We start from the raw sequence: 20498 nt of genomic DNA, 5'->3' as shown, positions 1-20498 counted from the left end.
CCGGCGGGACCCTGTGTCACCGCCGGCGGAGGCTCCAGGACCAGCGGTACGTCCCCGCGCCCAGCCGGTAGCGGGGCAGGGTGTCCGGGCCGCAGGACGCGGTGCCCAGGCCCCGGTGGGCGGCGTCGAGGTGCACCACGCACCGGGGCCGGGGCGCCAGTTCGTCGTGGTGGGTGGCGGCGGCCAGGTCGGCCGCCCGGTGGCGGGTGACCGACACCTGCCGAGGCTCGTCCAGCCGTACGGCCAGCCCGCCGCCCGCGTCCGACGACAGCAGCGAGAAGTGGCGCACCCCGTGCCGTCCGCCGCTCTCCTGCGGCCTGAGGTACGGGGTGAACAGCCGGTCCACGCGGACGCTGTGGTGGCCGACCGGTCCGCCCGCGCAGCGGTCCGGGTACGTCTCCCAGGGGCCCTGGCCGTACCACTCCAGGTGGTCGAGTCCGCACACCGTCTCGAAGACCGTGCCCACGCGGGCGGCGTCGGTCAGCGCCTCGGGGAGAGTGGCCGTCTCCTCCACCAGCAGGCCGCCATCGGGCAGCGGGGTGAAGACCTGGAGGTGTTCGACGGTGCCCACGGCGGTCGGATACGCGCCGCGCACCAGGGTCCGGGCGCCGTCGTGGTCGACCGAGCGGGGTTCGCGTTCCAGCCGGTCCAGGCCCAGCGAGCGCCAGTGGTCGGCGGCGCCGCCCAGCAGATCGTTGTCGGTGGGCGCGCGCCACAGGCTGAGCACGGGCGGGGAGGTCAGCAGCGGATGGCGCAACAGCCCGTCCGCGTCGAGGGAAACGGCCGGGCCGGAGGCGACAGCAGAAAGGGGCGCGGGCCGTTCACGCAGCCGGATCTGCGGAGTGCACACCTCGGTGCCGCGCCGCGCCCAGGGCTCGTCGCGCCGGGTGGTGACCCGCAGGGTGAGCCAGGCCTCGCCACCGTCCGAGGGCAGCCGGTCCACCAGTTCGGGTGGCGGGGCGAGGCGCGCCGACGCCCCGGGCGGGAGCGCGGCGGGCAGCGCGGCCGGGGCGGTGCGGGTGCCCGCGTCCTCCAGGGACAGCCGCCACTCGGCGGTCAGCCAGGACAGATCGCGGAAGTGCTGCGCGTTGGTGACGCGCACCGAGCCGTCCGGCTCGCGCGACAGCCTTACGGGAGCGGCGAGTTCGCGGTGTTCGTACAGGGCGGGTTTCGGGGTGCGGTCGGGGAAGACCAGCCCGTCCGCGCAGAACGCGCCGTCGTTCGGGGTGTCGCCGAAGTCGCCGCCGTACGCCCAGCGGTAGCCTTCGGCGGCCACCCCGTGGGCGTACGCGCCCTCGCCACCTCGGCCCGCCGGGCGGCCCGTGGCCCGGCCGGTGGTGCGCTGGAGCAGTCCGTGGTCCCAGAACTCCCAGATGAAACCGCCCTGGAGGCCAGGGGTGGTCTCGATGGCGGCCCAGTGGTCGGCGAGGGTGCCGTTGCTGTTGCCCATGGCGTGCGAGTACTCGCACAGGATGAGCGGCTTGATCTGCTCGCCGGAGGTGGCGTGGGCCACGATCTCGTCCAGCGAGGCGTACATCGGGCAGACGATGTCGCTCGCGACGTCCGGCGAGGCCCAGCCGGTCTTGGCCGCGCCCTCGTACTGGAGCGGGCGGGTCGGGTCGTAGCGGCGCAGCCACCCGGCGGCCGCGTCGTGGTTGGCGCCGTAGTCGCTCTCGTTGCCCAGCGACCAGATGATGACGCTCGGGTGGTTCTTGTCCCGGAGCGCCATGCGCGCGACCCGGTCGGTGAAGGCGGCCAGGTAGCGCGGATCGTCGGCGATCTCATGGGCGTGGTCGTGGCTTTCGATGTCCGCCTCGTCGACCAGGTAGAGGCCGAGTTCATCGGCGAGGTCGAGGAGCGCGGGATCGTTGGGGTAGTGCGAGGTGCGCACCGCGTTGAAGCCGAAGCGCTTGATGGTCTCCAGGTCGGCGCGCATCTCGGCGGGGGTGACGGTGCGCCCGGTGAGCGGGTGGAAGTCATGCCGGTTGACGCCCCGGATGAACACCCGCTGGCCATTGACCAGCAGGTCCCGGCCCTCGACTGCGACGGTGCGGAAGCCCACGCGGTGGTGCGAGGTGTCGGCGGTCGACCCGTCGGGGCGGTGCAGCGTCACGGTGAGCCCGTACAGCTCGGGCGTCTCGGCGGACCAGGTACGGACTCCGGGCACGGACGACCGCAGCCGGGCCTCGCCGAGGAAGTCCGAGACCCGCGCCTCCTCGGCGCACCACGCGGCGTACTCCTCGTCCACGGCCAGCTCGCCGACCCCGTCGAGGTGGGCCGAGACCCGCCACCCGGCGGGCAGCGCGCCGTCCGCCGAGCGCACCTGGACGTCGACGCGCAGCCGTCCGTCCGCCGGGGCGGTGATCCGCACATCGGCCAGGTGCAGCGGATCGGTGGCGTAGACGAGGACCGGCCGGGTGAGGCCGCCGTGCCACCACTGGTCCTGGTCCTCGATGTGTGAGGCGTCGGACCACTTCACCACCGTCAGCCGCAGAGTGTCGGCCGCCCCGGGGTGTACCACGTGGCTGATGTCGAACTCGCTCGCGAGGTGGGAGTCCTTGCCGATGCCCACCGGGCGGCCGCCCACCTCGGCGAGCAGCACGCTCTCCGCGGCGCCGACCTGGAGGACGATGCGGCGGCCCGCCCATGCGGCCGGGATGTGGAACTCCCGCTCATGCACTCCGGTGGGATTGTCTGCGGGGGTGTGCGGCGGGTAGTCGGGCCATGGCATTTGCCAGTTGGTGTAGCGCGGGATGTCGCCGGTGTCCTGGGTGGTCCAGGGCCCCGGGACCTCAAGCCTCGTCCAGGTGTCACCAAGCGGAGCTTCGGGGCCGGGCAGCAGCTGGAAGCGCCACGGGCCGTCCAGGGAGAGGCTGCCGGGCCTGCGGTCGACCGCGTGCATGGGCAGCCGCCGCCAGGAGGTCAGCTCGGGGGATTCCCACGGCCGCAGCTCGCCCCACAGGGAAGGCTCGCCCCACCGGGAAGGGGGTACGGACATCAGCGGATGGCCCCCTTGCCGAGGTCCGCCATGATCTGCCGGGCGCCGATGAAGAACACCACGAGCAGCGGGAGCAGGGCGAGCAGCGCCCCGGCCATCACCATGCCGTAGTCGGTGGTGCCGTGGACGCTGTTGAGCTGGGACAGCGCGACCTGGAGCGTCACATGGTCCGGGTTGATCAGCGCGATCAGCGGCCAGGCGTAGTCGTTCCACTGGCCCATGAAGGTGAAGATGCCGAGGAAGGCGAGGCCCGGCCGGACCACGGGCAGCGCCACGTGCCAGTACTGCCGCAGGAAGCCGCAGCCGTCGAGCCGGGAGGAGTCCATCAGCTCGTCGTGGATGGCGCCCCTCATGTACTGGCGCATCCAGAAGATGCCGAAGGCGTTGGCCGCGGCCGGTACCACCAGGGAGGTGAGGGAGCCGATCCAGCCGAGCTTCGCCATGATGACGAACTGCGGGATGGCCTGGAGCTGGGCGGGCACCATGAAGATGCCCATCATCACGACGAACAGCAGCCGTCGGCCGGGGAATTCGTACTTGGCGAACACGAAGGCCGCGAGCGAGTCGAAGAAGAGCACCAGGAAGGTCACGGAGACCGCGACGATCAGGGTGTTGGCCATCGAGCCGAAGAAGTCGATGTTCTGGAAGAGATGGCGGACGTTCTCCAGGAAGTGGGTGCCCGGCAGCAGCTTCGGCGGGAACTGGAAGATCTCGGTCGACGTGCGGGTCGACATGACGATCGTCCAGTAGAAGGGGAAGAGCGAGAGCAGCACCCCGGCGATGAGCGAGATATGGAGGCTCAGCCCACGGGCGCGTGTGCCCTTCACGCCCTTCATACCCCTCACGCCCTTCACGCTTTTTATGCCCTGCATGACGGTCTCCCTACGCGTCCTTGCGCTGCACCAGGCGCCAGTTGATGATCGAGAAGAGCGCGACGACGAGGAAGATGCCCCAGGCGATCGCGGCGCCGTAGCCGAAGTCGTTGTTGTCGAAGCTCTGCTGGAAGAAGTAGAGGACCATCGTCTGGCCGGAGTTGCCCGGGCCGCCCGCGAAGGTCGAGGTGTTGTTGGTGTTGGAGAGCAGCACCTGGGGTTCGGTGAAGCTCTGCAGGCCGGTGACGGTCGAGACGATGAGGGCGAAGAGGATGATCGGCCGCATCATCGGCACGGTGATCCGGAAGAAGGTCTGCACGGGTCCCGCGCCGTCCACGCGGGCGGCCTCGTACAGCTCGGTCGGGATGGTCTGCAGCCCGGCGAGGAAGATCAGCGCGTTGTAGCCGGTCCACTGCCACGTCATCAGCACGGCGATGGCGACCTTGATGCCCCAGGCGGAGTTCAGCCAGGCCACCTGGTCGAGTCCGAGCCCCTGCAGCACGGCGTTGGCGAGGCCGAAGTTGGTGGAGAAGACCGAGGAGAAGATGATCGCGACGGCCACGACGGACGTGACGTTCGGCAGGAAGTAGGCGAAGCGGTAGAAGTTCTTGAAGCGCACCGCGGAGTTGAGCATCACGGCGGTCACCAGCGCGATGAAGAGCATCGGCAGGGTGGCCATGGCCCAGATGATCAGGGTGTTGGTGAGGGAGTGCCAGAACTGGGCGTCGCCGAGCAGATAGCGGTACTGGGCCAGCCCGGCGTACTCCATCGTCCCCAGCCCGTCCCAGCGGTGGAACGAGAGATAGAGGGAGTACCCCACCGGGATCAGGCCGAAGCAGAGGAAGAGCAGATAGAACGGGGAGATCGCGAGGTAGAGCCGCCAGTATCCGAGGATGGAGCGGGGCTTGTGGCGCGCGGCGGTGGCCTTGGTGGCGCCACGGGCGGCGGGCGGGGCACCGAGCCCGGGCACGGCGGTCATATCCCCACCCCCATGTGCTCCGCAACGCGTCGGCATTTGCTCATGGCATCCTTCCAGGCCCGGGCGGGGTTCTTGTCGAGCGCGTTCACCGCGCGCAGCTGGTCGGAGACGATCTGGTCCAGGGTGTAGTCATAGGGGCTGTGGTAGGCGACCGGGATGTCCCTGGCCGCCGGGCCGAACACATCGATGGTCCGCTGGCCGCCGAAGAACGGGTCCGGCGCGCGCATCGCCTTTAGCCGGTACGAGGCGGGGGTGGACGGGAAGAGGGTGGCGTCCGTGAAGCCACGGGCCTGGTTGGCGGGGTTCAGCAGCCAGGTGATGATCTCAAAGGCCTGCTCGGGTTCCCGGCAGTACTTGGTGATGGCGAGGAAGGAGCCGCCGTTGTTGGCGGCGCCGCCGGGCATGGCCGCCACCCGCCACTTGCCGCTGGTCTTCGGCACGGTCAGCTTGAGGTCCCCGGCCGCCCAGGAGGCGCCGAGCTGGCTGGGCAGCAGGCCCTTCTCCATCGCCGCGTTGGAGTCCGGCGTACCGGACTGGTACTTCGAGCACAGCCCGCGCCGGTACGCCTCGATGGCGGTGTCCCAGGCGCGGCGTATGTGCTCGCCGTCGCCGATGAAGTGCCGGTCCTTGTCGACGTACCGCTTGGTGCTCTGCGCGACCATGTACTGGTAGACCGTGAGCGCGTCGATGAGCAGATAGGCGCCCCGGACCTTCCGCTTCAGCCGCTCACCCGCCGCGAGGTACGCGTCCCAGGTGTTCATCTCCCGGGCGACGTCGGCGGGGTCCGTGGGCAGTCCGGCCCGGTCGAAGACGGCGGGCATGTAGTAGTGGGCGACCGGGCCGGTGTCGATGGGGAAGCCGACCATACGGCCCTCGGGGGTGCAGCCCTCCGCCCACTTCCAGGGCAGGTACTGGCTCTTGAGCTTCTCCGCGCCCAGCGTGCGCAGATCGACGAACTGTCCGGCGTTCGGGAGGTACGAGGCCATGTCCTCGCCCTTGAGGCCGGTGATGTCGGGGACGTAGGACCGTCCGGCCATCGTGGTCAGCAGCTTGGACTTGAAGTAGCCGCCGATCTGGGCCGGCTTCAGCGAGACGCCCGTGAAGCGCGTCTTCGCGTCGGCGACGACCTTGTCGCTGAGCCCGCCGGTCCAGTACCAGAGGGTCATGTCGCGGCCCGTGGAACCGCTCGGTACCGAGCAGCCCGCCGTGGTGCCGCCGAGCGTCGCGACCGCCGTAGTGGCCAGCCCCGCGCGCAGCAGCCCTCTCCGGGAGAGGTGCACCGCTCCCACCGCCCTTCAAAAGTGTGCAAGGTATGGCACAGGATCGTGCGCCTCCCGATCAGAAAGAGCAATAGTTGAGCAGAAGCAAGCATAGAAATGATTGAGAATGACGAGTACTGTGCACCTCGTGCTGGCTGAGCGACGACATCAGATGATCTTGCGGGCGCTGCGTTCCGGTGGACCGGCCGCTGTGGCGGACCTGTCCGCCCAGCTGAACGTGAGCGCCGCGACAATCCGCCGCGATCTGCTGAAGCTGGAGGAGGAGGGGCTGCTCACCCGAGTCCACGGCGGCGCGGTCGTCGAGGGCGGCGATCAGCCCTTCGCCGAGGTCGCGGAGGTGCGGGTGACGGAGAAGGACGCCATAGCGGTCCGCGCCGCCGAGCTGGTCGAGGACGGGCAGACCGTGCTGCTGGACATCGGCACCACCGCCTATCGCCTCGCCCGGCAGCTGCACGGCCGCAGACTGACCGTGATCACCAGCAATCTGGTGGTCTACGAGGAGCTGGCCGACGACGACGCCATCGAGCTGGTGCTGCTCGGCGGGGTGCTCCGGCGCGAGTACCGCTCGCTGGTCGGCTTCCTCACCGAGGACAACCTGCGCCAGCTGCACGCCGACTGGCTGTTCCTGGGCACCAGCGGCGTCCGTCCCGGCGGCCAGGTCATGGACACCACGGTCGTCGAGGTCCCGGTCAAGCGGGCCATGATCGCGGCCTGTGACCGGGTGGTCCTCCTCGCCGACGCGGCCAAGTTCCCCGGCACCGGGGTGGCCAAGGTGTGCGACCCCGGCGATCTCGACGCCGTGGTGACCAATGCCCCCTCGACCCTGCCGGCCTGCGCCGCGTTCGAGGAGGCCGGAGTGGAAGTGGTGCGGATATGAATCGGGTGCGGATATGAAACTCACGATCCTCGGCGGCGGCGGATTCCGGGTGCCGCTCGTGTACGGGGCCCTGCTCGGCGATCACGGGGAGGGCCGCGTCACCGAGGTCACCCTGCACGATCTGGACCCCGCCCGGCTCACGGCCATCGCCCGGGTGCTCGGCGAGCAGGCCGACGGCATACCGGACGCCCCCACCGTGGCCGTCACCACGGATCTGGACGAGGCGCTGCGCGGCGCCGACTTCGTCTTCTCCGCGATCCGGGTCGGCGGTCTGGAGGGCCGGGCCGCCGATGAGCGGATCGCCCTCGACCAGGGCGTTCTCGGCCAGGAGACGGTCGGCGCCGGTGGTATCGCGTACGGGCTGCGCACCGTACCCGTCGCCGTGGACATCGCGCGCCGCGTCGCCCGGCTCGCGCCCGACGCCTGGGTCATCAACTTCACCAACCCGGCCGGGCTCGTCACCGAGGCCATGTCCCGCCACCTCGGCGACCGGGTCATGGGCATCTGCGACACCCCGGTGGGGCTCGGGCGGCGGGTCGCCCGCGTCCTGGGCGCCGACCCGGACCGGGTGTGGATCGACTACGTCGGGCTCAACCACCTCGGCTGGCTGCGGGGCCTGCGGATCGACGGGCGCGACGAGCTGCCACGGCTGCTCGCCGACGACACCGCCCTCGACGCGTTCGAAGAGGGCAGGCTGTTCGGCCGCGAGTGGCTGCGCGCCCTCGGCGCGATCCCCAACGAATATCTGCACTACTACTACTTCAACCGCGAGGCGGTGCACGCCTTCCAGGAGGCCAAGCAGACCCGCGGCGCGTTCCTCCGCGACCAGCAGGCGGTGTTCTACGACGCGATGCGGGACCCCGCCGCCCCGCCGCTGGCCACCTGGGACCGCACCCGCGCCGAGCGCGAGGCCACCTACATGGCCGAGAACCGCGAGGCGGCGGGCGCCGGGGAGCGCGACAGCGACGATCTGGAGTCCGGCGGCTACGAGCAGGTGGCGCTCGCCCTGATGCGGGCCATCTCCCGCGACGAGCGCGCCACGCTGATCCTGAACGTGCGGGGCGGCGCCACCCTGGGCGTCCTGGACGAGGACGCGGTCATCGAGGTGCCCTGCCTGGTGGACGCGAACGGCGCCCGCCCCGTCTCCGTCGCTCCCCTCCCCCACCACGCCACCGGCCTGGTGTGTGCCGTCAAGGCCGTTGAACGCGAGGTCATGGCCGCCGCCGAGAGCGGTTCGCGCGCCACCGCCGCCAAGGCGTTCGCCCTCCACCCGCTCGTGGACTCGGTCACCGTCGCCCGCCGTCTCGTCGACGACTACGCGGGCGGGCACCCCGGCCTCGCGTATCTGAACCGGAAGTAGGAACCCCCGTCATGCACGATGAACGCCGCCGTATTGAGGAGCGCGTCGAGCGCGTCCTGAAGCAGCGCATCCAGCCCGCCGTGCACGCGGCGTCGGTGCCCCTGACCATCGAGGCGTGGCAGGTGCCGGACGAGCCGGTGCCGTTCGCCGAGGCCGCGGCCGCCCCGTACGAGCCGTTCGCCCTCGGCACTCCCTGGGGGCCGCCGTGGGGCACCACCTGGTTCCGGGTCCGGGGCGAGGTCCCGGCCGCCTGGGCGGGGCGGCGGGTCGAGGCCGTCTTCGACCTGGGCTTCGTCGGCGACTGGCCGGGCAACCAGGCCGAGGCACTGGTCCACACCCTGGACGGCAGCCCGCTGAAGGCCGTCAACCCGCAGAACCAGTACGTGGCGGTGGCGAACCCGGCCGAGGGCGGCGAGCAGATCGCGTACCTCATCGAGGCCGCTTCCAACCCTGACATCCTCGCCAACGACTTCGCCGCCCCCACCCCGCTGGGCGACAAGCTCACCGCGGGCCGGGCCCCGCTCTACACCTTCGCCCGCGCCGACCTCGCGGTGCTCGACGAGGACGTGTGGCATCTCGCCCTGGACCTCGCGGTCTTGCGCGAACTGATGCTGGAGCTGGACGAACACCAGCCGCGCCGCCACGAGATCGCCCACGCCATCGACCGCGCGCTGGGCCGTCTCGACCTGGAGGACATCTCCGGCACCGCCGCCGCCGTGCGCGACGGGCTGCGCGGTGTCCTGGAGCGCCCCGCGCACGCCTCCGCCCACACCATGTCGGCCGTCGGCCACGCCCATATCGACTCGGCGTGGCTGTGGCCGATCCGCGAGACCAAGCGCAAGACCTCGCGCACCTTCTCCAATGTCACGGCGCTGGCCGCCGAGTACCCCGAGTTCATCTTCGCCTGCTCGCAGGCGCAGCAGTACGCGTGGGTGAAGGAGGAGTACCCGAAGGTCTGGGAGCGGATCCACGAGGCGGTACGGGCCGGGCAGTGGGCGCCGGTCGGCGGCATGTGGGTCGAGGCGGACGGCAATCTGCCCGGTGGCGAGGCCATGGCCCGCCAGCTGGTGCACGGCAAGCGCTTCTTCCTGGACGAGTTCGGCATCGAGACCAACGGGGTGTGGCTGCCGGACTCGTTCGGCTACAACGCCTGCTTCCCGCAGCTGGCGCGGCTCGCCGGAAACGAGTGGTTCCTGACCCAGAAGCTCTCCTGGAACCAGACCAACAAGCTCCCCCACCACACCTTCTGGTGGGAGGGCCTGGACGGCTCCCGGATCTTCACCCACTTCCCGCCGGTGGACACCTACAACGCCGAGTTCTCCGGCCAGGAGATGGCGCACGCGGTCCGCAACTACGCCGACAAGGGGCGCGGTACGCGCTCGCTGGCGCCGTTCGGACACGGCGACGGCGGTGGCGGCCCCACCCGCGAGATGCTGGAGCGGGCGCGCAGGCTGGCCGATCTGGAGGGCTCGGCGAAGGTCGTCATCGAGCACCCGGACGACTTCTTCGCCGCCGCGCGCGCCGAGTACGAGGACGCCCCCGTATGGTCGGGCGAGCTGTATCTGGAGCTGCACCGCGCCACGTACACCTCCCAGGCCCGCACCAAGCAGGGCAACCGGCGCAGCGAGCATCTGCTGCGGGAGGCGGAGCTGTGGGCGACGGCGGCCGCGCTGCGGGCTTCCGGCCACCCGTATCCGTACGAGCGGCTGGACCGGCTGTGGAAGACGGTGCTGCTGCACCAGTTCCACGACATCCTGCCGGGCTCGTCCATCGCCTGGGTACACCGGGAGGCCGAGGCGGAGTACGCGCGGGTGGCGGCGGAGCTGACGGAGATCACCTCCACGGCCCTGGACGCGCTGGGTGCGGAGCAAGGTGGCGGGGACCTCCGCCCGCATGTGTACAACACCAGTCCGCGCCCCCGCGCCGAGGTCATCGCCGTGCCCTCGGGCGCCGCCGAGGGGCAGCCGCTCTCCGACGGCCGGGTCGCCGTCTACACCGAGGTCCCCGCGTCCGGCAGCGCTCCGCTGGCCACCGGTGCGGAGCCTGGTCATGTCGTCGTCGGCGACCGGGTGCTCGACAACGGCCTGGTCCGCCTCGAACTGGCCGAGGACGGCACCATCGCCTCGCTGCGCGACCTCACCGCCGACCGCGAGGTCTTCGCCCCGGGCGCCCCCGGCAATCTGCTGCGGCTCCACACCGACCTCCCCAACTGCTGGGACGCCTGGGACGTGGACAAGCACTACCAGCAGCGCTACACCGACCTGCTCGACGCCGAGTCGGTCACCGTCGCCGAGAAGGGCCCGCTGCTCGGCGCGCTGCGCGTCGAGCGCGCCTTCGGCAAGGGCTCGCGGATCATCCAGACGATCACGGTCCGGGCGGGCAGCCGCCGTATCGACATCGCCACCGACATCGACTGGCACGAGTCCGAGAAGCTCCTCAAGGCGGCCTTCCCCGTCGACATCCACGCCGACCGCTCCACCGCCGAGATCCAGTTCGGCCACGTCCACCGCCCGACGCACACCAACACCAGCTGGGAGGCGGCCCGGTTCGAGGTGTACGGCCACCGGTGGGTGCATGTGGGCGAGCCCGGCTACGGGGTCGCGGTGCTCAACGACGCCACGTACGGCCACGATGTGTCCCGCACCACCCGCGAGGACGGCGGTACGACGACCACGGTACGGCTCAGCCTGGTGCGCGCCCCGCGCGTCCCCGACCCCGAGGCGGACCAGGGCAGGCACCGCTTCACGTACGCCCTGCTCCCCGGCGCCACCGTCCAGGACGCCATCGCCGAGGGGTACGCGCTCAACCTCCCGCTGCGGGTGTCCGAAGCGCGGGCCGCCGCCGCCCCGCTGGTCACCACGGACGGTCCGGCCGCCGCCATCGAGGCCGTCAAACAGGCCGACGACCGCTCCGGGGATGTCGTCGTGCGGCTCTACGAATCGCTCGGCGGCCGCACCCGCACCACCCTCCGCCCGGGCTTCGCGCACACCGGTGCCGTGGTGACGGACCTCCTGGAGCGGCCGGTCGCGGACGCCGAGCCCGTCACCGCGCACGAGGACGGCAGCGTCACCGTGTCCTTGCGGCCCTTCCAGATCCTCACCCTCCGGTTCACCAGGAGCTGACCGCATGGCCATGCAACCCTGGTTCGCCGACGCCAAGTTCGGCATCTTCATCCACTGGGGCGTCTACGCCGTCGACGGTGTGCAGGAGTCGTGGTCGTTCTTCGAGGGCGACGTCCCGCACGACCAGTACATGGCGCAGCTCGACGGGTTCACCGCCTCCGCTTACGACCCCGCCGCGTGGGCCCGGCTGTTCGCCCGCGCGGGGGCCCGCTACGCGGTGCTCACCAGCCGCCACCACGACGGCGTCGCCCTGTGGGACACCGCCGAGGGCGACCTGAACGTCGTACGGCACACCCCGGCGCGGCGCGACCTGGTCGCCCCGTACGTGGCCGCGCTGCGCGCCGAGGGGCTGAAGGTCGGGCTGTACTACTCGCACAGCGACTGGAACCACCCCGACTACGCCACCACCCGCTACACGGGCAGGCCCCCGGAGCAGGAGAACAATCCGTACGCCGAGGTCCCCGAGGAAGAGGCGGACCTGGTGGCCTGGGCGCGCTACCTCGCCTACCGCGACGCCCAGGTGCACGAGCTGACCAGCCGTTTCCGCCCCGATCTGCTCTGGTTCGACGGCGAGTGGGAGCGCGCCGAGGAGCAGTGGGGGATCCGGGAGCTGGCCGCGCTGATCCGCGCGGAGGTGCCGGACTGTGTGCTGAACGCGCGCATGCTCAGCGAGGGCGACTACGCGACGCCGGAGCAGGGCGTGCCGATCGAACCGCCCACCGGGCCCTGGGAGCTGTGTCTGACCTTCAACGACTCCTGGGGTTTCCAGCACCACGACCACAACTACAAGTCGACCGGACAGCTGATCCGCTACTTCGCCGAGACCATCGGCGCCGGTGGCAATCTACTGCTGTCGGTGGGCCCGCAGGAGGACGGCACGATCCCGGCCGAGCAGGTCGAGCGGCTGGAGGGCATGGGCGACTGGATCGCCCGCCACGCGGAGGCCGTGTACGGCACGGTGGCGGGGCTGCCCGCCGGACACCACTACGGCCCGAGCACCCTCGCCGCCGACCGCCGCACCCTCTATCTGACGGTCTTCGACATCCCGCGCGGCCCCATCGGTGTGCGGGGCCTGCGCACCCCGGTCCGCCGGGTCCGGGTGCTCGGCACCGGCACCCCGCTGGAGCACCAGGTCATCGGCGGTCTCCACGAGGTGCCGGGGGTGCTGTGGATCGACCCGCCCACGGCCGCCGATCTGGACGGCCACGCGACCGTGCTCGCCGTGGAACTCGACGGCGAGCTGGAGCTGTACCGGGGTTCCGGGCGCAGCTGAGGCCCCCGGGGGTGGTCAGCGGGAGGAGTCAGCTCCGTACCTGGATCAGCGCATGGGTGCCACTGGTACGCCAGTGGCGCTCCCGCGCGTCCAGCGCGGCCTCGGTATCCGCGTCGAGCCCGGTGATGACGTCCGACTTCAGGGTGCGCAGGGCGGCCACCGGACCGGGGAAGTACGCGGTGCGGTCGGCGAAGGGGGTGGTCGGGGACCACAGCTGGTCGCCGACGAGGCGGCGGTAGTTCAGGTCGCCCTTCAGCACGGTGACGGTGGCCTCCGCGAACTCACGCCGCAGATCGTCCGGCATCGCGGCGTACGGCAGCGGCGCGCAGAAGAAGTCGTGCGCCCGGACGGTGAGCCGCCCGTCCGCCATGGCCGCCCACAGCCGCGCCCCGGCCTCACCCGCGGCGCCCTCCGCGCGCGCCAGCTGGCGCAGACAGTCGACGACGTCGGCGGTGGTGGCGTCGGACACGTAGTACGGGTACGGCTTCACCTGCAGGACGACCCGCTCGGCGCGCCCGTGGCGGAGCAGATGGTCGATGAGGACCAGGTCGGGGAGGAGTTCGCGGCCCGCGTTGTCGGCGACCAGGCACACCGTGGCCGGGGCCCCGGCGGGCAGCAGCCGCCACAGCGCCGCCGACTCGTCGGCCACCAGCGGTTCCGTCTCGGACGACGCGGCGCCGCCGGAGGTGATGTGGAAGCCGAGGTCGGCGCGGTTGCCCCAGAGCGCGCCGTGCAGCAGCGCGTCCCCCGCCTCGTCGGCGGGGCGGTCCAGGATCTGGTCGAGCGCGGTCAGTTCCCGGGCGGTCTCGGGGGTATCCAGCTCGGCCTGTTTGAAGGGCCGGAACGGGTCGACGCCCTGCCAGGGGCCGTCGGCGAAGTAGCCGACGGCGCCCAGGAGTCGGCGGTAGAAGTAGCTCTCGATCCAGAGGAAGGGGACGTCGAACCACGAGCGGCCGAAGTACTCCCGCCCCCAGCTCTGCCACCGGTCGTGGTCGTGCGCGCCCGGGTCGAGCGGGGTGATGACGCCCTCGGCGTGCTCGTGGCGCAGGGCGTCGAGCGCGCGGTGCTGGTCGGGGCCGTACGGGAAGGCGTCCCGTACCTTCTCGATGAGCGCCGGATGCCGCTCGGTCAGCACACTCCGGGCGAACGATCCGGGTTCGTCACCGAGGATCACGGGCGCGTCGGCGGGTTCGGACATGGCAGCCAGGGTTTCACACCGGGGCGGGGGATCCGCTACCAGTGCGCGGGGCGGGTGAGGGCGGACGGCAGGCGGGTGGCGGCGTCGCCCCGGGCGGCGTTCAGCTGGGCCTGGGTGAGGAAGAGGGCGCCGGTCAGATCGGCCCCGCCGAGGGCGGCGTCGCGGAGGTCTGCCCCGATCAGATCGGCGGCGCTCAGGTCGGCGCCGGTCAGGTCGGCCGCGATGAGCAGGGCCCCGCGCAGGCTCGCGCCGCGCAGATCGGCGCCCCGGAGCCGGGCCCCGATGAGATCGGCTCCCCGGTGGTTCTTCGGCTTGCCCCGGCGCCCGGTCCGTACCCCGGCCCGCGCCAGTTCGCTCGTCCGCAGCAGCAGCGCGTTGACACCGTCCCGGTGGACGGCCACGTCCACGGCGAGGATGTCGTCGGCGCCGCCCTCGGTCAGCTGCTCGGTGGTACGGAGCGCCTCGCGCAGCTCGCCGTGGAGCGGGCGGGCCGAGGGGAGGGTGAGGGCTTCGGTGAGGTACCAGAGGAGTTCATGGAGCTGCCGCATCACGGGGAGGACGGCGAACATGGAGGACGCGGTCCCGGGGTGCGCCCGCCAGTCGCGGCCCTCGAACGTGGTCTGCGAGACCTTCTGTCCGGCGCCGAAGCAGTCGAAGACGGTGCAGCCCGCGAAGCCCTTCTCACGCAGCTGGGAGTGGATACCGCAGCGGAAGTCGGTCCGCAGGTTGTGACAGGGCCGCCCGGCCGCCTTGTCGACGGCGAAGTCGGCCGAGGCCGCGAAGGGCAGGGCCACACAGCACAGCCCGAAACAGCTGGCGCAGTCGGCCCGCAGATCGGGGCGGACCGCGTCGGATATCGGGGCTTCGGCTCCGGCTGACACTGTGTGTACTCCCAAGGGGGGACGCGCACCGCCCTGGTCCCGGCGGCGCTGTTGCGGGTTCCCATGGTCCCAGACGCGGCGGTCCGATCAGCCCGGGACGATCAGGTCGATGCCGTACCCGGCGACCGCCAGGCAGGCGGCGAAGCACACCACCGCGACGGCCGCGGCCCCCTTCCCCCGGCCCCGGACCGGAGCCCGGCCGCCGGGGGTCTCGCCCGAGGCGCGGGCCCAGGCGGCGATGCCGAGCGAGAACATCACGACCACCACGACCGTGATCCCCAGGCTGACTCCGAAGACCCCTCCGAGGATGCCCCACTCGACGTCCATCGCGCCCGCCTCCTTCGTCGCGCCGTCCGTGGCCCGCGTACGTTGCCGTGAGTCACGCCGCCGGGCGCACCGGGTGCTCCTGGCGTTCGGCGGCGGGCAGCTCGTTGACATTGTCCGAGTTGACCGGGCGGCGGCGGGAGAGCGCGTAGAAGGCCGCGGCCGCCACCACCGCGATACTCGCCACCAGGGCCACGCCCGCGTCGCCCCGGTCGGCGACCCAGGCCGCGACGCCTCCCACGGCCGCCGCCGCGGGCAGGGTGAGCAGCCAGGACACCGCGATCCGCCCGGCGATCCCCCAGCGCACCTGGGCCAGCTTGCGGCCGAGCCCGGCGCCCAGGATGCTGCCCGTGCACACCTGGGTGGTGGACAGCGCGAAGCCCATATGGGACGAGGACAGGATGACCGCGGTGGCGCTGGTCTCGGCCGCGAACCCCTGCGGGGTCTGGATGTCGGTCAGCCCCCGGCCCATGGTCCGGATGATCCGCCACCCCCCGGCGTACGTGCCCAGGGAGATCGCGAGCCCCGCGGTCAGCACCACCCACCACGGCGGCCCGCTGCCATGGCTCAGCACCCCGGCGGAGATGAGGGACAGGGTGATGACACCCATGGTCTTCTGCGCGTCATTGGTGCCGTGGGCCAGGGCCACCAGGGACGCCGATCCGACCTGGCCCGCGCGGAAGCCCTTGCGGACCGACCCGCGCGCGGCGCGGCGGGTGATCACGTAGGCCAGATAGGTGGCGAGCGTGGCCACCACGCAGGCCACCAGCGGGGAGGCGATCGCCGGGATCACGATCTTTTCGAGGATCTCGGCGAACCGCACCGCGGATCCCCCCGCCCCCACCCACACCGCCCCGATCAGGCCGCCGAAGAGGGCGTGGGAGGAGCTGGAGGGCAGCCCGACGAGCCAGGTGATCAGATTCCACAGGATCGCCCCCACCAGCCCCGCGAAGATCATCGCCAAGGAGACCCGGCCATCGTCCACGATGCCGTTGGAGATCGTCTTGGCCACTTCGGTGGACAGGAACGCACCGGCCAGGTTCAGCACTCCGGCGACGGTGACGGCGATCCGGGGGGACAGCGCCCCGGTGGCGATGGAGGTGGCCATGGAGTTGGCCGTGTCATGGAATCCGTTGGTGAAGTCGAAGGCCAGCGCCGTGATGATCACTACGATGAGCAGGAAGGAAACGGACCCCATCCGGACCTCCCGCGCCGGGGTTCCGCGCGCCGCCGCACCGAACCGTCCGCGAATTCGCTGCCTCTCCCAAGCTAAGGGCGAGTTCACCGGCCCGCCAGCGCACCCCCGCGCGGCGGGGTTCGGCTACGGGGCTCAGCCGCGGCTCAGGGACGGGCGGGTGTTCAGCGTCTCCACCTCGCTTCCGGTGGCGCGCCGGTACGTGTCGGTGATCCGGGCCAGCTCGCGTGGGCCGCTGCCGCCGTCGCGGTGCATCGCCCGGTTCGCCCGCACGACGGCGGCCGTCGCGTCGCGGCGGGCGGCCTCGTAGCGGGCCAGCCCGGTGCGTATCCCGTCCGGCCCGGAGAGTTCGTACGCCAGGACCCGGGCGTCGACGATGGCCTGGGACCCGCCGTTGGCACCCACCGGGTACATCGGGTGCGCGGCGTCGCCCAGGAGGGTGACCCGGCCGCTCCCCCAGGACGGCAGCGGGTCCCGGTCGGCCATCGGGTATTCCAGGATCTCGCCGCAGTCGGCGATCAGGGCGGGCACATCGAGCCAGCCGAGTGTCCAGTGCGCGTAGTACGGCAGCACATCGGCCACCCTCCCGGCGCGGTTCCAGGCCGCGTCCCCGGGGAGCGGGCCCGGTTCGGCGAACCTCACCAGGCACACCCAGTTGATCCGGTCGCGGCCGATCGGGTACGCGATCAGCTCGGCGTTCCCGTCGCTCACGATGGCCGCCGAGCGGCCGGTGAGGAACGGCGCGGCCTTCGTCGTGCCCCGCCACATCCGCACGCCCGACCACAGCAACGGCCCGCCGTCCGGGTGGAGTTCGGCGCGCACCGCCGAGTGCAGCCCGTCGGCACCGATGAGCGCCTCCGCGTCCTGTTCCCCGGCCGTGCCGGTGGCGCGGTCGAGCACCCGCACCCGGACGGTCTCCCCCGGGCCGTGTTCGAAGCCCGTCACGCGCGCTCCGGTGCGGATCGCGCCGGGGCCCAGCCGGTCCCGGACCGCCGCGAGGAGCATGAGTTGCAGCTCCCCCCGGTGGATCGAGTACTGCGGCCAGCGGTAGCCCTGGGCCACGCCGCGCGGCTCGCTGAAGATCCGGTGGCCGTGCCGGTCGGCGTACACGTTCTCGGCGGTGGCCACGCCGAGGTCGGCGAGCGCGTCGCCGAGGCCGAGTTCGGTCAGCTCCCGTACGGCGTGGGGCAGCAGGTTGATGCCGACGCCGAGCGGGCGGATCTCCCGGGCGCTCTCCACGACGGTGGCCTCGATGCCCGCGGCGTGGAGGCTGAGCGCGGCGGTCAGCCCGCCGATGCCCGCTCCGGCGATGAGGACGCTCATCGCCCGGCCACGGGGCGGATCTCCGGGCGGTCGATGACGCGCAGCCAGCTGCCGTCCGGCTCGCGGCGGACGACCTGCACCCGGCCACCGGTGTTGTCGCCGGACGGGGTCGAGGTGAGGGCGAGGTCGCCGTAGTGGACGGTGGGCAGCGGCTCCTCCAGCCGGAAGGGTTCCGTCGTGTGGTCGAGCAGGGCCTGGCACACGGCGCGGATGCCCTCCCGGCCGACGGTCACGGACCCCGGCGGGTACGCGAGCACCGCGTCGGGTGCGTACAGCTCGGCCATGCCCTCGGCGTCACCGGCGTTGGCGCGCTCGACGAACAGCCGGGTCAAGTCCTCGGGGATGGTGGCGCGTTCGCGTGTCGTCCCTGTCATGTCGGGCCCTCCGGTGTCCTTCTGTAGTCCTGCTGTGTCCTGCTCCGCTGTGTCCTGCTTCCACTGTCCGGCCGCCGGGATCAGAAGTCCAAGAGATGGTGGATCTGGTTGCTAGAATCAGCGCTTATGGAACTGCGTCAGCTCGCGTACTTCGTGGCCGTGGCCGAGGAGCGGAACTTCACCCGGGCCGCCGAGCGGGAGCATGTGGCCCAGCCCGGGGTGAGTGCCCAGATCCGGCGGCTGGAGCGGGAGCTGGGTCAGGAGCTGCTGGACCGCTCGGGCCGCTCGGTGCGGCTGACCGAGGCGGGCGAGGCCGTCCTGCCGTACGCGCGGGCGGCGCTGGCGGCGGTGGCGGGCGCGCGGCAGGCCGTGGACGAGCTGACCGGTCTGCTGCGGGGGCAGGTGGCCGTGGGCACGGTGACGTCGCACACCGCCGATCTGCCGGACCTGCTGGCCGAGTTCCACGACGCCCATCCGGCGGTCGAGATCACCTTGTCCGAGGCCAACTCGGACCAGCTCCTGGAGGGCCTGCGGACGGGGCGGCTCGACGCGGCGATCGTCAGCGTCGGCAGACACACGCCGCCCGGGATCGAGATGCAGGTGCTCACCGACCAGCCGATCGTCGCGGCGGTCGGACACGGCCATGAGCTGGCCGTGCACTCCGCCATCTCGCTGGACACCCTGCGCGGGCGGCCCTTGATCAGCCTGCCGCCCGGTACGGGGCTGCGCACCCGGCTCGACGAGGCGTGCGCGGCCGCCGGGTTCGCGCCGCACATCGCCTTCGAGGCGAGCGATCCGGAGGTGCTCGCCCAGCTCGCCGAGCGGGGTCTTGGCGCGGCGATCCTGCCCGGTTCGTTCGCCGAGGCGCGGGCGGACCGGCTGCGGACGGTCCGCATCACGCGGCCGTCGATGCGCGGGCGGCTGGTGTTCGCGTGGCGGGAGGGCGGCCCGAGCGGTCCGGCCGGGCGCGCCCTGGTCGCCCGCGCCCGCCCCGCACTGGCCGAGCGCGCCCGCCACGTACTGGACGACCAGGCCCCGCCCTCGTAGGCGGTCGCCCGCCCTCCCGGGCCGTCTCCTGGTGTGAGACGGCATTGACAGCGGTGAACGGTGAATCCCATCATTGGCCCATGATCAGGAACTGGTTCGAGACGACGGGACACCTTCGCGCCCCGGATCGGACCGGCTGTGAGCGCTCGGGCCTCTAGTCGGCCTTCCCCGGCCCTCGTGAGAGCCGCCACGTGCCGCCAGGCCCGCGCCCGGACTGCTTCCTGACACTCCCGGACCCGCTGACGCCGTCGAGCGCACGTCCACGATGATCCGTACCGCATCCCGCCGGGGCTCCCCCGTGCGCGGCGCGAGGGCTTCTCTGCCATCCGTCCCCGCGGCTCCACCGCCGCCGTGTCACGCATGAGGAGAACACCATGACCGTCATCGACACCCCGCCGAACCCGCCGGTGCTGCGCGACGCGCGCATCCCCTCGGGCGGCCTGTACGAGGGACCGCGCACGCTGCGCCGGGTGCCCGAGGGGTGGCAGGAGCGCCCGTACGAGCGCTTCGAGCTGGTGCCCCAGGGGCGCGTCATCGGGGCCGAGATCCGCGGGGCGGACCTCTCCCGGCCGCTGGATCCGGGGCTGCGCGAGGAGCTGAACCGCGCCCTGCTGGAGTGGAAGGTGCTCTTCTTCCGCGGCGCCCACCTCACCTCCGCGCAGCAGCGCGACTTCGCCCGGCACTGGGGTGCGCTGGAGACCAACCCCCTGCTGGTCAGCGGTTCGAGCGAGGACGTGGTCCGCTTCGACAAGAGCGAGGGCGCGCCCGTCACCTTCGAGAACGTGTGGCACGCCGATGTCACGTTCCGGGAGCGGCCCGCGCTCGGCGCCGTGCTCCAGCTGCGCGAGGTCCCGCCCGTCGGCGGGGACACCATGTGGGCGGACATGGCCGCCGCGTACGACAACCTGCCCCAGGAGGTGCGGGACCGGATCGACGGCGCCACGGCCGTACACGACTTCATCCCCGGCTTCTCCCGCTTCTTCGGCCCCGAGCGGCTCGCCCCGTTCCAGGACGTGTTCCCGCCCGTCGAGCACCCGGTGGTGCGCGTCCACCCGGAGACCGGGCGGCGGATGCTCTTCGTGAACACCTCCTTCACCACCCGGATCACCGGCCTGGACCGGGAGGAGAGCGACCGGCTGCTGGCCTATCTGTGCCGTCAGGCGCAGGTCCCGGAGTACCAGGTGCGCTTCCGGTGGCAGCCCGGTGACGTGGCGTTCTGGGACAACCGCGCCACCCAGCACTACGCGGTCAACGACTACGCGCCGCACCCGCGCGTGGCCGAGCGGGTGGCCATCGAGGGGGACCGCCCCTTCTGACGGATGCCGGGATATCGCCGCAGCCATGGCCAAGGGTGAGGTATACCGTTACCGAGGCAACGAGTTGACGTCCGCACGG

At 71.9% G+C, this 20498-nt stretch carries 16 protein-coding genes; 6 read left to right on the top strand and 10 right to left on the bottom strand.

What is annotated here, in order from left to right; all coding sequences use genetic code 11:
* Positions 1-16: 16 nt before the first annotated feature.
* Genes ACWC5C_RS37280 through ACWC5C_RS37265 form a run of 4 tightly spaced genes read right to left on the bottom strand, consistent with a single transcriptional unit; the run spans position 17 to position 6129 of the window.
* A complete protein-coding gene (locus tag ACWC5C_RS37280) occupies positions 17-2998 on the bottom strand; it encodes a glycoside hydrolase family 2 TIM barrel-domain containing protein (protein ID WP_450882970.1) in 2982 nt (993 codons plus the stop codon).
* Complete coding sequence (locus ACWC5C_RS37275; RefSeq protein WP_450883028.1) at positions 2998-3834, bottom strand: carbohydrate ABC transporter permease; 837 nt, start codon at positions 3832-3834, stop codon at positions 2998-3000. Before ACWC5C_RS37275 ends, ACWC5C_RS37280 begins: the two co-directional genes overlap by 1 nt.
* A 46-nt stretch (positions 3835-3880) precedes the next feature.
* On the bottom strand, positions 3881-4849 hold the full coding sequence (locus tag ACWC5C_RS37270) for a carbohydrate ABC transporter permease (protein ID WP_450882968.1): 969 nt from the start codon (positions 4847-4849) through the stop codon (positions 3881-3883).
* Positions 4846-6129: an ABC transporter substrate-binding protein gene (locus tag ACWC5C_RS37265; RefSeq protein WP_385441880.1), complete on the bottom strand. Its 1284-nt coding sequence runs from the start codon at positions 6127-6129 to the stop codon at positions 4846-4848. Before ACWC5C_RS37265 ends, ACWC5C_RS37270 begins: the two co-directional genes overlap by 4 nt.
* A gap of 127 nt (positions 6130-6256) precedes the next feature.
* Between ACWC5C_RS37265 and ACWC5C_RS37260 the strand changes: the two genes are divergently transcribed.
* Genes ACWC5C_RS37260 through ACWC5C_RS37245 form a run of 4 tightly spaced genes read left to right on the top strand, consistent with a single transcriptional unit; the run spans position 6257 to position 12761 of the window.
* On the top strand, positions 6257-7006 hold the full coding sequence (locus ACWC5C_RS37260; RefSeq protein WP_385441989.1) for a DeoR/GlpR family DNA-binding transcription regulator: 750 nt from the start codon (positions 6257-6259) through the stop codon (positions 7004-7006).
* Between the two features lie 13 nt (positions 7007-7019).
* On the top strand, positions 7020-8366 hold the full coding sequence (locus tag ACWC5C_RS37255) for a 6-phospho-beta-glucosidase (RefSeq protein ID WP_450882966.1): 1347 nt from the start codon (positions 7020-7022) through the stop codon (positions 8364-8366).
* An 11-nt stretch (positions 8367-8377) separates the two neighbouring features.
* On the top strand, positions 8378-11488 hold the full coding sequence (locus tag ACWC5C_RS37250) for an alpha-mannosidase (protein ID WP_450882964.1): 3111 nt from the start codon (positions 8378-8380) through the stop codon (positions 11486-11488).
* Between the two features lie 4 nt (positions 11489-11492).
* Complete coding sequence (locus ACWC5C_RS37245; protein ID WP_450882962.1) at positions 11493-12761, top strand: alpha-L-fucosidase; 1269 nt, start codon at positions 11493-11495, stop codon at positions 12759-12761.
* A 28-nt stretch (positions 12762-12789) separates the two neighbouring features.
* On the opposite strand, the gene ACWC5C_RS37240 is transcribed toward ACWC5C_RS37245, so the two are convergent.
* The 6 genes from ACWC5C_RS37240 to ACWC5C_RS37215 form a co-directional block, all read right to left on the bottom strand.
* On the bottom strand, positions 12790-13959 hold the full coding sequence (locus ACWC5C_RS37240) for a damage-control phosphatase ARMT1 family protein (RefSeq protein ID WP_450882960.1): 1170 nt from the start codon (positions 13957-13959) through the stop codon (positions 12790-12792).
* A 35-nt stretch (positions 13960-13994) separates the two neighbouring features.
* Positions 13995-14840 (bottom strand): pentapeptide repeat-containing protein, encoded by an 846-nt coding sequence (locus ACWC5C_RS37235; RefSeq protein WP_450882958.1) that lies wholly within the window; start codon positions 14838-14840, stop codon positions 13995-13997.
* A gap of 87 nt (positions 14841-14927) precedes the next feature.
* A complete protein-coding gene (locus ACWC5C_RS37230) occupies positions 14928-15167 on the bottom strand; it encodes a hypothetical protein (protein ID WP_450882956.1) in 240 nt (79 codons plus the stop codon).
* A 52-nt stretch (positions 15168-15219) separates the two neighbouring features.
* Entirely contained in the window at positions 15220-16362 is a 1143-nt protein-coding gene (locus ACWC5C_RS37225) for an anion permease (RefSeq protein WP_450882954.1), read from the bottom strand.
* 132 nt (positions 16363-16494) lie between these two features.
* Complete coding sequence (locus ACWC5C_RS37220; RefSeq protein WP_450882952.1) at positions 16495-17682, bottom strand: flavin-dependent oxidoreductase; 1188 nt, start codon at positions 17680-17682, stop codon at positions 16495-16497.
* The gene (locus ACWC5C_RS37215; RefSeq protein ID WP_385441906.1) at positions 17679-18056 is read right to left on the bottom strand and encodes a YybH family protein; all 378 of its coding nucleotides are present in this window, start codon (positions 18054-18056) and stop codon (positions 17679-17681) included. Before ACWC5C_RS37215 ends, ACWC5C_RS37220 begins: the two co-directional genes overlap by 4 nt.
* A gap of 126 nt (positions 18057-18182) precedes the next feature.
* Between ACWC5C_RS37215 and ACWC5C_RS37210 the strand changes: the two genes are divergently transcribed.
* The gene (locus ACWC5C_RS37210; RefSeq protein WP_450882950.1) at positions 18183-19103 is read left to right on the top strand and encodes a LysR family transcriptional regulator; all 921 of its coding nucleotides are present in this window, start codon (positions 18183-18185) and stop codon (positions 19101-19103) included.
* 374 nt (positions 19104-19477) lie between these two features.
* On the top strand, positions 19478-20419 hold the full coding sequence (locus ACWC5C_RS37205) for a TauD/TfdA dioxygenase family protein (RefSeq protein ID WP_450882948.1): 942 nt from the start codon (positions 19478-19480) through the stop codon (positions 20417-20419).
* The last annotated feature ends 79 nt before the right edge of the window (positions 20420-20498 follow it).

It is taken from the genome of Streptomyces sp. NPDC001700, from assembly GCF_053596435.1.
Note: the sequence above shows the minus strand (reverse complement) of the source record. Positions and strands in the feature narration are given on the sequence as shown.